This is a genomic window from Paraburkholderia sp. BR10141, from assembly GCF_056155635.1.
Genome location: NZ_JBMIQH010000013.1, coordinates 102,571 through 115,537, shown reverse-complemented (window position 1 = coordinate 115,537; position 12,967 = coordinate 102,571). Strand labels below are relative to the sequence as shown.

The 12,967-nt window shown below is 65.0% G+C and carries 15 protein-coding genes; 8 read left to right on the top strand and 7 right to left on the bottom strand.

Annotated elements, in window-relative coordinates; all coding sequences use genetic code 11:
* The first annotated feature begins 9 nt into the window (after nucleotides 1–9).
* The 7 genes from ACOJB8_RS19620 (at nucleotide 10) to ACOJB8_RS19590 (ending at nucleotide 5,505) form a co-directional block, all read left to right on the top strand.
* Nucleotides 10–312 carry a putative quinol monooxygenase gene (locus tag ACOJB8_RS19620; RefSeq protein WP_368603472.1) on the top strand — a complete coding sequence of 101 codons (303 nt, stop codon included), beginning with the start codon at nucleotides 10–12 and terminating at the stop codon, nucleotides 310–312.
* A gap of 132 nt (nucleotides 313–444) precedes the next feature.
* Nucleotides 445–747, top strand: a complete 303-nt coding sequence (locus tag ACOJB8_RS19615; RefSeq protein ID WP_069266089.1) for a DUF2795 domain-containing protein — start codon at nucleotides 445–447, stop codon at nucleotides 745–747.
* A gap of 167 nt (nucleotides 748–914) precedes the next feature.
* Nucleotides 915–1,265, top strand: coding sequence for a response regulator (locus ACOJB8_RS19610; RefSeq protein WP_368685097.1), 351 nt, complete (start codon nucleotides 915–917; stop codon nucleotides 1,263–1,265).
* A 259-nt stretch (nucleotides 1,266–1,524) separates the two neighbouring features.
* A complete protein-coding gene (locus ACOJB8_RS19605; protein WP_342947124.1) occupies nucleotides 1,525–1,731 on the top strand; it encodes a hypothetical protein in 207 nt (68 codons plus the stop codon).
* An 87-nt stretch (nucleotides 1,732–1,818) separates the two neighbouring features.
* Nucleotides 1,819–2,328: a PRC-barrel domain-containing protein gene (locus ACOJB8_RS19600; protein WP_069266092.1), complete on the top strand. Its 510-nt coding sequence runs from the start codon at nucleotides 1,819–1,821 to the stop codon at nucleotides 2,326–2,328.
* A gap of 102 nt (nucleotides 2,329–2,430) precedes the next feature.
* A complete protein-coding gene (locus ACOJB8_RS19595) occupies nucleotides 2,431–4,563 on the top strand; it encodes a phosphocholine-specific phospholipase C (RefSeq protein ID WP_475013753.1) in 2,133 nt (710 codons plus the stop codon).
* 147 nt (nucleotides 4,564–4,710) lie between these two features.
* A complete protein-coding gene (locus tag ACOJB8_RS19590; protein WP_069266094.1) occupies nucleotides 4,711–5,505 on the top strand; it encodes an SDR family NAD(P)-dependent oxidoreductase in 795 nt (264 codons plus the stop codon).
* A gap of 124 nt (nucleotides 5,506–5,629) precedes the next feature.
* Here ACOJB8_RS19590 and ACOJB8_RS19585 read toward each other — a convergent pair whose 3' ends face one another.
* From ACOJB8_RS19585 to ACOJB8_RS19575, 3 genes are all read right to left on the bottom strand, one after another.
* On the bottom strand, nucleotides 5,630–5,794 hold the full coding sequence (locus tag ACOJB8_RS19585; RefSeq protein ID WP_028210724.1) for a DUF1328 family protein: 165 nt from the start codon (nucleotides 5,792–5,794) through the stop codon (nucleotides 5,630–5,632).
* Nucleotides 5,795–6,043: 249 nt separating this feature from the next.
* Complete coding sequence (locus ACOJB8_RS19580) at nucleotides 6,044–6,889, bottom strand: alpha/beta hydrolase (RefSeq protein ID WP_342947120.1); 846 nt, start codon at nucleotides 6,887–6,889, stop codon at nucleotides 6,044–6,046.
* A 201-nt stretch (nucleotides 6,890–7,090) separates the two neighbouring features.
* Nucleotides 7,091–7,417 carry a hypothetical protein gene (locus ACOJB8_RS19575; RefSeq protein WP_141710740.1) on the bottom strand — a complete coding sequence of 109 codons (327 nt, stop codon included), beginning with the start codon at nucleotides 7,415–7,417 and terminating at the stop codon, nucleotides 7,091–7,093.
* 79 nt (nucleotides 7,418–7,496) lie between these two features.
* Here ACOJB8_RS19575 and ACOJB8_RS19570 point away from each other — a divergent pair, with 79 nt between their 5' ends.
* Nucleotides 7,497–8,192: an SOS response-associated peptidase gene (locus ACOJB8_RS19570; RefSeq protein ID WP_475013749.1), complete on the top strand. Its 696-nt coding sequence runs from the start codon at nucleotides 7,497–7,499 to the stop codon at nucleotides 8,190–8,192.
* A gap of 73 nt (nucleotides 8,193–8,265) precedes the next feature.
* Here ACOJB8_RS19570 and rhaS read toward each other — a convergent pair whose 3' ends face one another.
* The 4 genes from rhaS to ACOJB8_RS19550 all read right to left on the bottom strand — a co-directional run bounded on the left by rhaS (nucleotide 8,266) and on the right by ACOJB8_RS19550 (nucleotide 12,959).
* Nucleotides 8,266–9,273: a rhamnose ABC transporter substrate-binding protein gene (rhaS, locus tag ACOJB8_RS19565; protein WP_069266098.1), complete on the bottom strand. Its 1,008-nt coding sequence runs from the start codon at nucleotides 9,271–9,273 to the stop codon at nucleotides 8,266–8,268.
* Nucleotides 9,274–9,353: 80 nt separating this feature from the next.
* Nucleotides 9,354–10,373 carry an ABC transporter permease gene (locus ACOJB8_RS19560; protein WP_475013747.1) on the bottom strand — a complete coding sequence of 340 codons (1,020 nt, stop codon included), beginning with the start codon at nucleotides 10,371–10,373 and terminating at the stop codon, nucleotides 9,354–9,356.
* Nucleotides 10,366–11,421 carry an ABC transporter permease gene (locus tag ACOJB8_RS19555; protein WP_368727684.1) on the bottom strand — a complete coding sequence of 352 codons (1,056 nt, stop codon included), beginning with the start codon at nucleotides 11,419–11,421 and terminating at the stop codon, nucleotides 10,366–10,368. The genes ACOJB8_RS19560 and ACOJB8_RS19555 overlap by 8 nt, the downstream gene beginning before the upstream one ends.
* Nucleotides 11,418–12,959, bottom strand: a complete 1,542-nt coding sequence (locus tag ACOJB8_RS19550) for a sugar ABC transporter ATP-binding protein (RefSeq protein WP_475013744.1) — start codon at nucleotides 12,957–12,959, stop codon at nucleotides 11,418–11,420. The genes ACOJB8_RS19555 and ACOJB8_RS19550 overlap by 4 nt, the downstream gene beginning before the upstream one ends.
* Nucleotides 12,960–12,967 lie beyond the last annotated feature (8 nt).

Genomic DNA, 12,967 nt, shown 5'->3' with positions numbered 1-12,967 from the left:
AGCCATGTCATGACCCAGCATGCGTTGTACGTCGAGCTGCACGCGCAGCCCGGCAAGGAAGAGGACCTCGCGGCATTTCTCGCGAGCGCGAAACCGCTGGTCGATGCGGAGCCCGGCACGCCAGCCTGGTTCGGCGTGCGCTTCGACGCCACGACGTTTGCGATCTTCGATGCATTCGACGACGAAGCCGGCCGCAACGCGCATCTGAACGGCCAGGTGGCCGCGGCATTGATGGCGCGCGCGGGCGAACTGCTGGCCGCGCCGCCGCAGATCCGCCGCGCCGAAGTGCTCGCCGACAAGCTTCCCGCCTGAACGGCCGCCAGATTGCCCGACAGGACGTGCGCGCGGTCACGTCCTTTCCCTGCCTGTAAATGGGGCGCGCGCCGGTCAAGGCGCCGGGAACGGCAACTGCGCGAGCCGTCAAGATCTTCGAAGGAGGAGCCGATGAAGCCTGCTTCCGCTTGCGAGGCCACACGAGCTGACACCCCAGACGAGGCGCGTTCGAATGCAGAGGCGCTGAGCGATCGTGTGCTGCATGCTCTCGAACGCGTCACCTGGCCCGCGCACCCCGCCACGCTGATCGAAAACGCCGAGCGCAGCGGCGCGCCGCGCGACGTGATCGACGCTTTGCGCCGCTTGCCGGACGAGGCGTTCGGCAGCTTTCCCGAAGTCTCGGCACTCATCGTCGCGGCGCAACTGGGCGCGCGCGGCTCGACCGCCCAACGGGGCGCGGCGACGCGAAGATGACGACCGAAGCGGCAACGATGCCGGGCGAGGATCGTTCCTGCACGCCGCAGGAACAGAAATTGCGCGCTGCGGGACGGCCGCCGGATACCCTCGGCCCGCGGCGACGCGATCGCGAAGAACAAAGGCCCAGCCGCCATGATCGGCCGGGCCGCTCACGCAAGAGACGTATGGCTACCGTATTACTAGTCGACGACGACACAAACGCGCTCGATGCGCTCAAAGAACTGGTCGGGCAGGAAGGTTATCGCGTCAGAACTGCCGCAGACGGTTCGGATGCCCTGCAAAGCGCACTCGCCGACCCTCCCGATGTCGTGATCTCCGACTGCATGATGCCGCGCATGGACGGTCTCTCCCTCATGCGCGAAATGAGGCGCAGCAGCAAGCTTGCGGGCGTGCCGCTCGTGCTCGTCTCCGCGCTCGTCACCCTGCCCCCCGACGCCGACGTCGTGGGCTTCCTGCGTAAGCCCTTCGCGGTTTCGCAACTGCTCGACATCCTCCACCGGCTCGCCACACCGTGACGCGCTCCAGCCTCGTCCACCGCATGAACGATTTACATCGTCGTTGTAGCGACTGACGCTCGGGGCGCGCAACGCGACCACTCACGGCCGCTTCCTTCATTCGGCCTCCTGACCGGTTCTCGATCGATAGCCGCGCCCTGCACGTCACGGCATGACCCATGCTCCTAATCGGCGTGGCCGGTCCATTTCGGGCCGGCATGGGATCGAACCCTAGCCGCATTGCGTCGAGATGCGATGCGCATATTCAAGGGAGGTCGAAATGAGTGAATACGCAGGCCGCTCGCACGACGAGCGCGTGGCGCAACGCAAGCGCGAGAAGAAGGGCGCCACAGAGCCGCCGGGCGGCGATATGGCCGTGCACGGCACCGAGCCAGACGCCACCCACAGCAGCGGCGAGCTCTCCGAGCAAGGCAAGGAAGTGTGGCGCAAAGGCGCGGGCCTGGACGGCGGCGGCAAGAGCAAGTGAATCTTCCTTCAAGCCACCACGATCGCCATGGCGCATGGTTGCGCCATCAACTTCCGCAGTCTTCTGGATAACCGAAAGGAGAACGTCATGACCTACTCGCAAACCCCAATCGGTTCGGCGCCGCGCAGCGGCGACGGTGCTCGTATCGTCGGCCGCGACCAGTCGGACACGCGTGGCCCCGGCCCCGAAGTGATGGCGGCCAGTACGCTGGACGGCGACCGCGTGATGAGTTCGGACGGCGACGAAGTCGGCAAGGTCAAGGAAATCATGCTCGACGTGGAAAGCGGCCGCATTGCCTACATGGTGATGTCGAGCGGCGGTTTCCTGGGCATTGGCGACAAGCTGCTCGCGGTGCCGTGGAATGCCCTCACGCTCGACGCGGCACGCAAATGCTTCGTGATCGCGCTCAATTCCGAGCGCGTGAAGAACGCACCGGGCTTCGACAAGGGCCAGTGGCCCTCGATGGCCGATCGTACCTGGGCCAGCTCCGTGCACCAGTACTTCGGCCGCGAGCCGTACTGGAGCGACGACGCCGCGAGCCTGCCGCTGGACGAGCCGGGTCGCGAGCCGCCGGAGGCCGGAGGCGTAAAGCTCTGACGGGCGCGCACGTGCACCCGTAACCGTTCATCGGGCGCCCGCGGCGGCGCCAACGTGTCATGCTGATGGTCGCGAGCACAACGACAACAACGCGTACACACCATGACTTCGATGGACCGCCGTGATTTCCTTCGCGCCGCCGCCGCGGGCGCGACGCTGAGCCTGGCTTCGCCCGCCATCCAGCGGGCGCTGGCCATTCCTGCCAACAACGCAACCGGAACGATTGAAGACGTGCAGCATATCGTCGTCTTCATGCAGGAAAACCGCGCGTTCGACCACTACTTCGGCACGCTGCTCGGCGTGCGCGGCTTCTCGGACCGCATCACGATTCCCCTGCCCCACGGCGCCAATGTATGGCAACAGAGCGACGGCACACGCACGCTGATGCCGTTCTACCTGGACAGCCGCAAGGGCAACGCGTTGCTCGCGGGCGGCGCGCACAATTGGGCCGACGCCCACGAGGCCTGGGACCACGGCCGCATGACGCATTGGCCCAAGTTCAAGGGCGCCGCCTCGATGGGCTATTTCCAGGCCTCCGACCTGCCGTTTCATTTCGCGCTCGCCAACGCCTTCACGATCTGCGATGCCTACTACTGCTCGCTGCATGGCGGCACCAATGCGAACCGGCTCTTTCTGTTCACCGGCACCAACGGCCCTACGGCCTCGCCTTATGCCGTGGTCGACAACAATGGTTGGGACAACATCGGCGCGCCGTCCACGGGCCTGAAATGGACCACCTATCCGGAACGCCTGCAGGCCGCAGGCGTGACGTGGAAAGTGTACGAAAACCAGCCCGATAACTACACCGACAATCCGCTTGTGGGGTTCGCGAACTATCGCAAGGTGCTCGAGGCGATCGATGGCTCGCCCAACGTGCCGTGGACCCAGGCGCTCGACGCACGCGAGCCGCTCTATAAAGGGGTAGGCAATACCATGCCCGATGGCGGCTTCCTGCAGGCGCTCAATGACGACATTGCGGCAAACCAGCTGCCTCAGGTGAGCTGGATCATCGCGCCGCAAGCCTATTCCGAACACCCCGCCGTTTCGACGCCGGGCCAGGGCGCGTACTATCTTCAACGGCTGCTCGAAGCGCTGACGCGCAACCCGGACATCTGGAGCAAGACCGTGCTCTTCGTGAACTTCGACGAGAACGATTGCTTCTTCGATCACATGCCGCCGCCTTGCCCACCCTCGCCCATCAAGGACGGCGAGTACGCAGGCAAATCCACGGCCACTACGCGCCACGAATACTTCACCATGCCGAACCCTCCCGGCGACGGCAAGCCGGTCAAGCCAGACGGCTTGCCGTTCGGGCCGGGGCCGCGCGTGCCGATGATCGTCGTTTCGCCGTGGAGCACGGGCGGCTATGTGAACTCCGAAGTCTTCGATCACACGTCGGTGCTGCGCTTCATCGAAACGCGCTTCGGCGTGCGCGAACCGAATATCAGCCCGTGGCGGCGCGCGGTATTCGGCGATTTCACCTCGGCGTTCAACTTCAGCACGCCGAATGAAAAGCCCGTGCAGGCGTTTTCGGCACCCACGAAGGCCGACGCCGATGCGCTCAACAAGCAGCAGAACGCGCTCAAGCCCGTGCCGGTGCCGCAGCCTGGCACGCAAGCCATGCCGCAGCAGGCGCGCCGCGCGCGGCCCTCGCGCGCGCTGCCGTACCGCCTCAACGTGGATGCGAGCGTCGACGGGCGTCATCACAAGGTTCAACTGGCGTTCGGCAACGAAGGCAACGCCGGCGCCGTCTTCCACGTGTACGACACGCTTCATCTCGACAGGTCGCCCCGCCGCTACACCGTCGAAGCCGGCAAGACACTGCGCGACACGTGGACGCCCAGCGCCGCTGACGACGGCGGCTACCACCTGTGGGTGCTTGGCCCGAACGGTTTCCATCGCGCCTTCGAGGGCAATGTGCGCGCGGCCGCGCATGGCCCCAATCCCGAAGTGCGCGTGCGCTACGACGCCGCGAGCAATGCACTCGAGCTGAGCATCGCGAATCGCGCGAGCGCAGCTTCGAACGTGAGCGTGGCGGCCAATGCCTACCGCAGCGACGGGCCCTGGACTTACGCGTTGCGCGCCGGCGAACAGGTGCAGTCGAACTGGGCGCTCGCGGATTCGGGCGGCTGGTACGACTTCACGCTGACCGCGGAGAACGGCGTGCTAAGGCGCTTCGCGGGCCGGGTAGAAACCGGCAGGGACAGCGTGAGCGATCCGGCGATGGGTGCGTGAGGCGCCTGAGAACGCATCCGAAGCGCGCACGCAGTACACTGCCCGTTCCCTTCACGATGGCCGCGCGCGACGTTGCGTCCAGGACGTTCGATACGCATTCAACGCGCGTTGGAAAGCGCGGCCAGCCTTCCCCCTCAAGGAGCCCGCATGAAAATCGATCTGACTGGAAAACTCGCGCTCGTCACCGGCTCGGCTGCGGGCATCGGCCTTGCCGCGGCCAAGGGCCTCGCGCTCGCGGGCGCCGACGTGATCGTCAGCAGCCGTCACACCGAAAACGTGCGCGAAGCCGAGGCGGCGCTGCGTACCGCTGCGCCCGGCGCGCGGGTGCAGGGCTTCGTCGGCGATCTTTCCAGTGCCCAGGGATGCGACGCGCTCGTGAAGGCGCATCCGCAGGTGGACATCCTCGTGAACAATCTCGGCGTGTTTCAGCAGCAGGACTTCTTCGAGATTCCCGATGCCGAGTGGCTCCGCTTCTTCGAAACGAACGTGATGTCGGGCGTACGGCTCTCGCGCGCCTATGCGAATGCAATGGTCAAGCGCGGCTGGGGGCGCATCGTGTTCATCTCGTCGGAATCGGGATTGAACATTCCCGCCGACATGATCCACTATGGCATGACGAAAACCGCGCAACTCTCACTCGCACGCGGCCTCGCCAAGCGCCTTGCGGGCACAGGCGTCACGGTCAATTCGGTGCTGCCGGGCCCCACCCTTTCCGATGGCGTGACGCACATGCTCAAGGACGAAGTGGCCGCTTCGGGCAAGACCGTCGAGGAAGTCGCCGCGCAGTTCGTGCAGACGCATCGCGCCTCTTCCATCATCCGGCGCGCGGCGAGCGTGGAGGAAGTGGCGAACATGATCGTCTACGCATGCTCAAAAGAGGCTTCCGCGACCACGGGCGCGGCCTTGCGTGTGGATGGCGGCGTGGTGGATACGATCGCGTGATGCCTCCGGCTGCAAGCCTGGCTGTTTAATTCGCAATACGAATGACACGAAGGCATCCGTCGAATACAAAAATGCAGCCCGCCTGGGCGGGCTGCGATTCGACTGCCACTAGCGTGGCTCGCTATTAGCCCCTTCTTACGACGCCAAGCACCAACGTGACGAGGAAAATCACGAGGAAGATGAAGAACAGGATCTTGGCGATCGATGCCGCACCCGCCGCAATGCCGCCAAAACCGAACACGGCCGCGATGATCGCGATGATGAAGAAAATGACAGCGTATTGAAGCATGACGTCCTCCTGCATCCGGTGCAACCCGGCTCAAGGGTGGTCGCCGCGCCCCGGCGCCGCGTGCGGTCGCCTGATGCCCGGCATCTGGTTGAGCAGGACGGATCTACGCGCCCGCCCCTGCAGAATCCACTGCAGCAAGCGCGGTGCCCGGCATCGGGCAGGTGTCCGAGGGGAATGATGTGACGGAATCGCCCCGGAAGGGTGCTGGCAAACAAGCGCGCACCGGACAAGCGCGCGCTTCGTGGTGCGTTACGCCACTTGCGGATGCCAGCCGGCGCGCTGGAACGCCGTGGCGAAGAAGAGCACCTGGTAGCGGATCGAGTTCGACCAATAGGACCACGTGTGGCCGCCTGGACGTTCCGCGTAATCGTGAGGCACGCCTAGTTCGACGAGCTTTTCATGCAGCGTGCGGTTCGACTGTACGAAAAAGTCGCTCACGCCGCAGTCGATCGTGAGCGCGATATGGGCGTGTGCGAAGTCCTGCGCGCTATCCACGATCGCATTGTTGTTCCAGAACGACGCGTGTCGCGCGGGGTCGCCGAATACGTGATCGATGCCGGGCTCGTCTTCGCAGTTGCGCGGATCGACAGCGCCGCTAATGCTGCCGGCCGCACCGAACGTCTCCTGCCGGTCCAGCGCAATACGCAGCGCGCCGAATCCGCCCATGCTCAAACCCGTGATCGCCCGCGCCTCGCGCATCGCGATCGTGCGGAAATGCGTGTCGATATACGACACGACCTCGCTGCCCACATACGTTTCGTAACGACTGCTCCGATCGAACGGGCTGTCGATATACCAGCTCTCGTGACCGCCGTCCGGCATCACGAGCACGACGTGATAGCGGTCGGCGAGCTTGCCGATGCGGGTGTTCGAGGTCCAGTCGGCATAACTGCCGCCCGAACCGTGCAGCACGTAGATCACCGGGAAGCGCGAGGCGTGGTTGCCACGCGCGTAGTCGTCGGGCAAGACGACGGTCGCGTCGAACGAGCGCTGCATCGCGGCGCTAGGGATCGAAACGACACGCGTCTGGTAGGCCCAGACGGGAGCACTGAGAAGCAGCGCCAGAACGAACCAGCACGCGCGGACAATAGCCATGAGAAGTCGCTCTTGTGTTGACTGCCACGAAAGACAACTGCTTTCGTAGACTCTAACAAGGACCACTTACAGCCAAATTTCAGCGTGCCATACGAATGGTTGGCGACCTTGCGGGAACCCACATGATGGGAGACGAAACCCCGCACGCCGCATTTTCGAGCGCACCCTCTATCTCACCAAGCCGGCTGCGCAGGCCAACGATCAATCGCCGTTGCGCCGCCTGCGCCGCAGCCGCCCTTCGGGCTCGCCCTCATGCAACAAACCCTTTTGACGCGCCGTGAGCGGATCGGTCAAACACGGCTCCGCGTCGAGTTCCTGCTCGAAACGCTCCCACATGCCCGCAGGCGTATTCGCCTTGCCGACGCGCGTGCCGATCGTGAGCCGGATCTGGTTCGCCCGGCTGATGGTGGAGCGCAACCGGTGGATTTCCCATAGCAACCGCAATACGACGGGCAAGGGATTCCGGTCGTAGATTTCAGCCAGTTCCGCCGCCGTGAGCGGAGGGAAGTGACGATGATCCCGTCCCATTTTCCGCCCCAAAAACACTGTATATTTATACAGCCTATCACATGTCAGAATGATTCTGAAGGACGGGACGGAGACGACCATGTGCACGAACTACGCCGCCGCACGCCGTGACTACCTCTTCAGGCATTACGGCGTCCTGCCGCCTGACGACCCGTGGCGCGACGAGATCTTCAAGGACTATGCCGCGCCGGTCATCCGCCGGGCGAGCCCGACGGACGATCTGCCCGGGACTCCCGATGCGCGCGAAGCCCTGCTCGCGACGTTCGGCATGGTGCCGCGCAAACAGATTGCGCCCGGCGTGAAGGTGTTCGACACGATGAACGCGCGCGCCGAATCGGTGGGCGAGAGGCGCAGCTTCAGCGGCGCATGGAAGAAGCTACAGCTGTGCCTGATTCCAGTGGAGGCGTTTTTCGAGCCGAGCTACGAGACCGGCAAGGCGGTGCGCTGGCGCATTGGTCTCGCCGACGGCGCGCCATTCGCCATTGCCGGTTTATGGCGCGAGTGGGACGAAGGCGAGGCCGGCAAGGCGTACTCGTTCACGATGCTCACCGTCAATGCGAGCGATCATCCGCTCATGAAGCGTTTCCACAAGCCCGGGGACGAGAAACGATCCGTGGTGATCGTGCCGCCTTCCGAGTATGAGAGCTGGCTGGCGAGCCGTTCGATGGACGAGGCGAGGTCATTTCTCAATCTGTATCCGGTGGAGGGGATGGCGGCCGAGCCTCAGCCCCTGCCCCCGCGCGTGAGCCCGAAGCCCGATACGAACGGCCAATAGCAAACGACCCGGGAAAACGACCCGGCAAGCCGGGTCGTTTAGCACTCCACGTCAATCAAACCAGCAACGTAAATCAGAAGTTGAAGTTATCGATATTCGAAGCATCGAACGTCGTGGGCGGCCCGAGAATCACTTCCCCGCTCTTGCCGATCGTGCGCTTGCCGAGCTTGCCCGCTTCAAACGACTCGCCTTCCTTGCCCGTGATGGTGCCCGAAGCAAGATTGGCGGCCGCATACGCGGCGAGGTAGCCGAGTGCACCCGGATCCCAAAGCTGGAACGCCTTCACGGTGCCGTTCTTCACGAACGCACGCATCTGGTTAGGCGTGCCGAGGCCCGTCACCACCACCTTGCCCTTGCTCGGCGACGAAGAGATATAGCGCGCCGCCGCGGCGATGCCGACCGAGGTGGGCGCAACGATCGCCTTCAGGTTCGGATACGCCTGCAGCAAGCCTTGCGTCTCAACGAAGGACTTCTGGTCGTCGTCGTTGCCGTAGGCGATCTTCACGAGCTTCATCTTCGAATACTCGGGCTTCTTCAGCTCTTCCTGCATCCACTTGATCCAGGTATTCTGGTTCGTCGCGTTAGGCGTGGCCGAGAGAATCGCGAACTCGCCTTCGCCGCCCATCAGCTTCGAAACGAGCTGGATCTGGCCGCGGCCAATGCTCTCCGCGTTCGCCTGGTTCACGAAGATCTGCCGCCCTTCGGGCGCCGTGTCCGAGTCGAAAGTCACGACCTTGATGCCTTGATCCATCGCGCGCTTCAAATACGGCACGAGCGCATTCGCATCGTTGGCCGCGATGACGATCGCGTCCTGGTGCTGCGTGGTCAGCGTATTGATGTACGAGACCTGCGAGGACGCGCCCGCGTCCGAAGGACCCACTGCCTTGCCCTCGCCCTTGAACTCCTTGATCGCGTCCAGACCGCCGTTATCGGCGATCACCTCGTAGGGGTTGTTGATCTGCTTGGGCACGAACGCGATCTTCAACCCTTCCTTGATGCCGGCCGCATGCGCCGCGACACCGCCTCCCACTAGCATCGCGCACAGCAGGGCCGTGCACACGTGACGTACTGGCTTTCTCATGAATCGTCTCCTCGATGGGTACCGGACGCGTCCGGCTGATTGACTGCCTCTTGACTTCCTTGCCCTTCTTCACACCTCGTTCATGCCGCCCGCGCCAGTGCGCGCCGGTCACGCATCGTGCGCCAGCGCGCAGCGAGATTCGGGATCAGCACCGAAGCCAGCAGCAGCGCCCCGGTCACGATCGTGAGCGTTTCGCTCGACACATCGACGAGCGTGAGCGCATTCTTCAGTACACCGACGATCAGCAGCGAGAGCAGCACGCCGTACATCGACCCGCGCCCGCCGAAAATGCTCACGCCGCCGAACAGCACCGCCGCGATCACCGAAAGCTCGAAGCCCTCGCCGTTGTCGCCGCGTGCGCTCGTGAACCGCAGCGTATAGACGATGCCCGCGAGCGCGCTCATCACGCCCGACAGCACGAAGAGGCGCAGCTTGATCTTCGGCACGTCGATGCCCGAGAACGACGCGGCCGTGGTGTTCGCACCGATCGCGAAGAGGCTGCGGCCGAACGCCGTGGCCTGAAGCCATACCGTGAACACGATCGCGCACGCCGCGACGATCAGGAACGGCAACGGGATAAACGTGCTGCCCAGGTTGCTCATGCCAAAGAGCGTATAACCCGGCGGGAAGTCGGCAATCGCCTGATCGCCGAGCAACACGTAGGCCAGCCCGCGAAAGAGCGCGAGCGTGCCGATCGTCACGGCGAGCGAAGGCAGATTGAGCTTCACGATCACGAGCCCGTTGAAGAGACCCGCGAGGCCGCCTGCCACGAGCACGAGCGCCATGGCGACCGGCATCGGCAAGCCCATGTGCCAGAGCACACCCAGCAAGGCGCTCGAGGCGCCGAGCACCGAGGCCACCGAAAGATCGATTTCGGCGGCGACGATGATGAGCGTCATCGGCAAGGCCATGAGCGCGACTTCGGTGAGGTCCGCGAGCACGTTGCTGATGTTCGCCCCCGTGAGAAAAACCGGCGAGAGCACGCGCCCCACCACCAGCGATGCAATGAGAATGACGACGAGCAGCGCTTCCCAACTGAGCGGCAAGCCGGGCTTGCGAGTGAGCAGCGCGGCGTCGGGTTTCGGGGCGTTCTTAGCCATGGTCGCGTTTCCTCATCATGCGTTTTGCCACGGAGCGGGCGAGCAACGTATCGGCGGCGATGGCGGCCACGATCAGCGCGCCCTGGATCGCCTGCTCCCAGAACGGCGAGACGTGCAGCACCACGAGCGCGATGCTGATCACGCCCAGCACGAGCGCGCCGAGCGTCGCGCCGAGTATCGTGCCCACGCCGCCCGTGATCGCCACGCTGCCGACCACGGCGGCCGCCACCACCTGCAGCTCGATGCCCTTGGCGGTGCTCGCGTCCACGGTGCCGAAGCGGGCGAGCCACAGCGCGCCGGCCAGGCCCGCTATCGCGCCGCTGATCAAGAAGCCCGTCGCGACGCGGCGCTCCACGTTGATACCGGCAAGGCGCGCCGCTTCCGGGTTCGAGCCGATCGCGTAGTATTCGCGGCCCGGCCGGAACTGCTTCAGATACACGGAGAGCGCAGCAAGCAGCACGATCGCGATGAGCGCCAGCACCGGAACGCCGAGCACCGAGCCCGTGGCGAGCCGCGAAAACGCGTCGGGCAGGCTCGTGGCGTTGATCTGGCCGCCATGCACCCACGCGTAATCGGCGCCGCGGAAGATGTAGAGCGTGGAGAGCGTCGCGACGAGCGACGGCACGCGCCCCACGGCCACGAGCAGCGCGTTGATCGAGCCAGCCACGAGTCCGATGGCGAGCCCCGCGACCAGCGCCACGAGCACAGGCATGTGCGGGAACGCGACGTAGAGACTGCCCACGCCATAGGCGCTGATGCCGACCGTCGAGCCGATCGAGAGATCGATATGGCGCATCAGGATCACGATCGTCATGCCCGCCGTGAGCAAGCTCACGATGGAGACGTTGAGCAGCACGTCGCGCAGATTCTGCAGGTTGAGGAATTGCGGCCGGGCGAGCGCCGTACCGCCCACGATCAGCAGCAGCACCACGAACAGCGTGGTCTCGCGGCTGCGCGCCAGCGCTTCGGCCAAAGCACCCGCGTTGCGCCGCTGCGGGCGCGGCTCGCCGCCGTGCAGGGGATGAGGAGAAGTGGAATGGCGCATCATGCGGCGTGCCCCAGATGAATGTTGGTTTCGCCGAGCGCGGCGCTCATGATGCGCTCTTCGTTGGCGTCGGCACGTGCGATATCGGCCGTGATGCGGCCTTCGTGCATGACGAGCACGCGGTCGGCCATGCCGATCACCTCGGGCAGTTCGCTAGAAATCATCAGCACGGCCATGCCCGCTTTCACGAGTTCCGCGAGCGCGCCGTAGACTTCGGCCTTCGCACCCACGTCGATGCCGCGCGTCGGTTCGTCGATGATGAGCACCTTCGGCCCGGTGGCGAGCCACTTGCCGAGCACCACCTTCTGCTGGTTGCCGCCGGAGAGCGTGCCCACCGGCGCGTTCAGATCGCTCGCCTTCAGACGCAGACGCTTGCCCCATTGCCCGGCCAGCTCCGCTTCGCGCCCCGTGGAGATGAGGCCGAAGCGCACGAGCCGCCCGAGCACCGTGAGCGAGGCGTTGCGCGCAATGCTCAGTTCGAGCGCGAGACCTTGCTGACGCCGGTCCTCGGGCACGAGCGCGAGGCCGGCCTTCACGGCGGCAGCGGGCATGCCGGAGGCCAGCGGCTTGCCCGCGATCTGCACCTGCCCCGCGTCGGTCGGATCGATGCCGAATATCGCGCGCGCCACTTCGCTGCGCCCCGCGCCCACGAGCCCCGCGAGCGCGACGATCTCGCCCGCGCGCACGTCGAACGAAATGTCCTTGAAGACGCCGCGGCGCGTGAGGCCGCGCACGCGCAGCATCACTTCGCCCGGTTGCACGTCCGCCTTGGGATAGAACGTCGCAAGGTCGCGTCCCACCATCTTCGCGACGATGTCCTGGGTCTTGAGCGTGGCCGTGGGCGCGTCGAACACCTTGGCGCCGTCGCGCATGATGGTCACGTGCTGCGTGAGCGCGAAGACTTCTTCGAGCCGGTGCGTGATGAAGAGAATCGCCACGCCACGGTCGCGCAGCGTGCGCGCGATCGTAAAGAGCCGCTCGACCTCGGGCAGCGAGAGCGCGGCCGTGGGCTCGTCCATGATGAGTACGTTCGCGTTGAGCGAAAGCGCCTTCGCAATTTCGATCACCTGCTGGTCCGCAATCGAAAGTCCGCGCACGAGCCGTTCGGGCTTCAATTCGACGCCGAGCGACTGGAGCAGCGCCGCGACCTCGCGATGCATCGTGTCGTAGTCGATGCGGCCCACGCGATCCACGGGCTGACGCCCCATGTAGATGTTCTCCGCGATCGACAGATCGAAGAACAGTGTGGGCTCCTGATAAATTACCGCGATACCGGCGTCGCGCGCCTGAGCGGGCGTCGCGAACGCGCGCTCCACGCCGTCGATGCGCATTGCGCCGCCATCGGGCTGATACACGCCCGCGAGGATCTTCACGAGCGTCGACTTGCCCGCGCCGTTTTCGCCGAGCAGCGCGTGCACCTCGCCGGGCATGAGGCTCAGGCTGCCGTCGATGAGCGCGCGCACGCGCCCGAACGACTTGCTCGCGTTACGCAGTTCGAGCCGCGGAGTGTCGCCGGACCTGCTTTTTGCTTCTGCTTCCACGCCTGTCT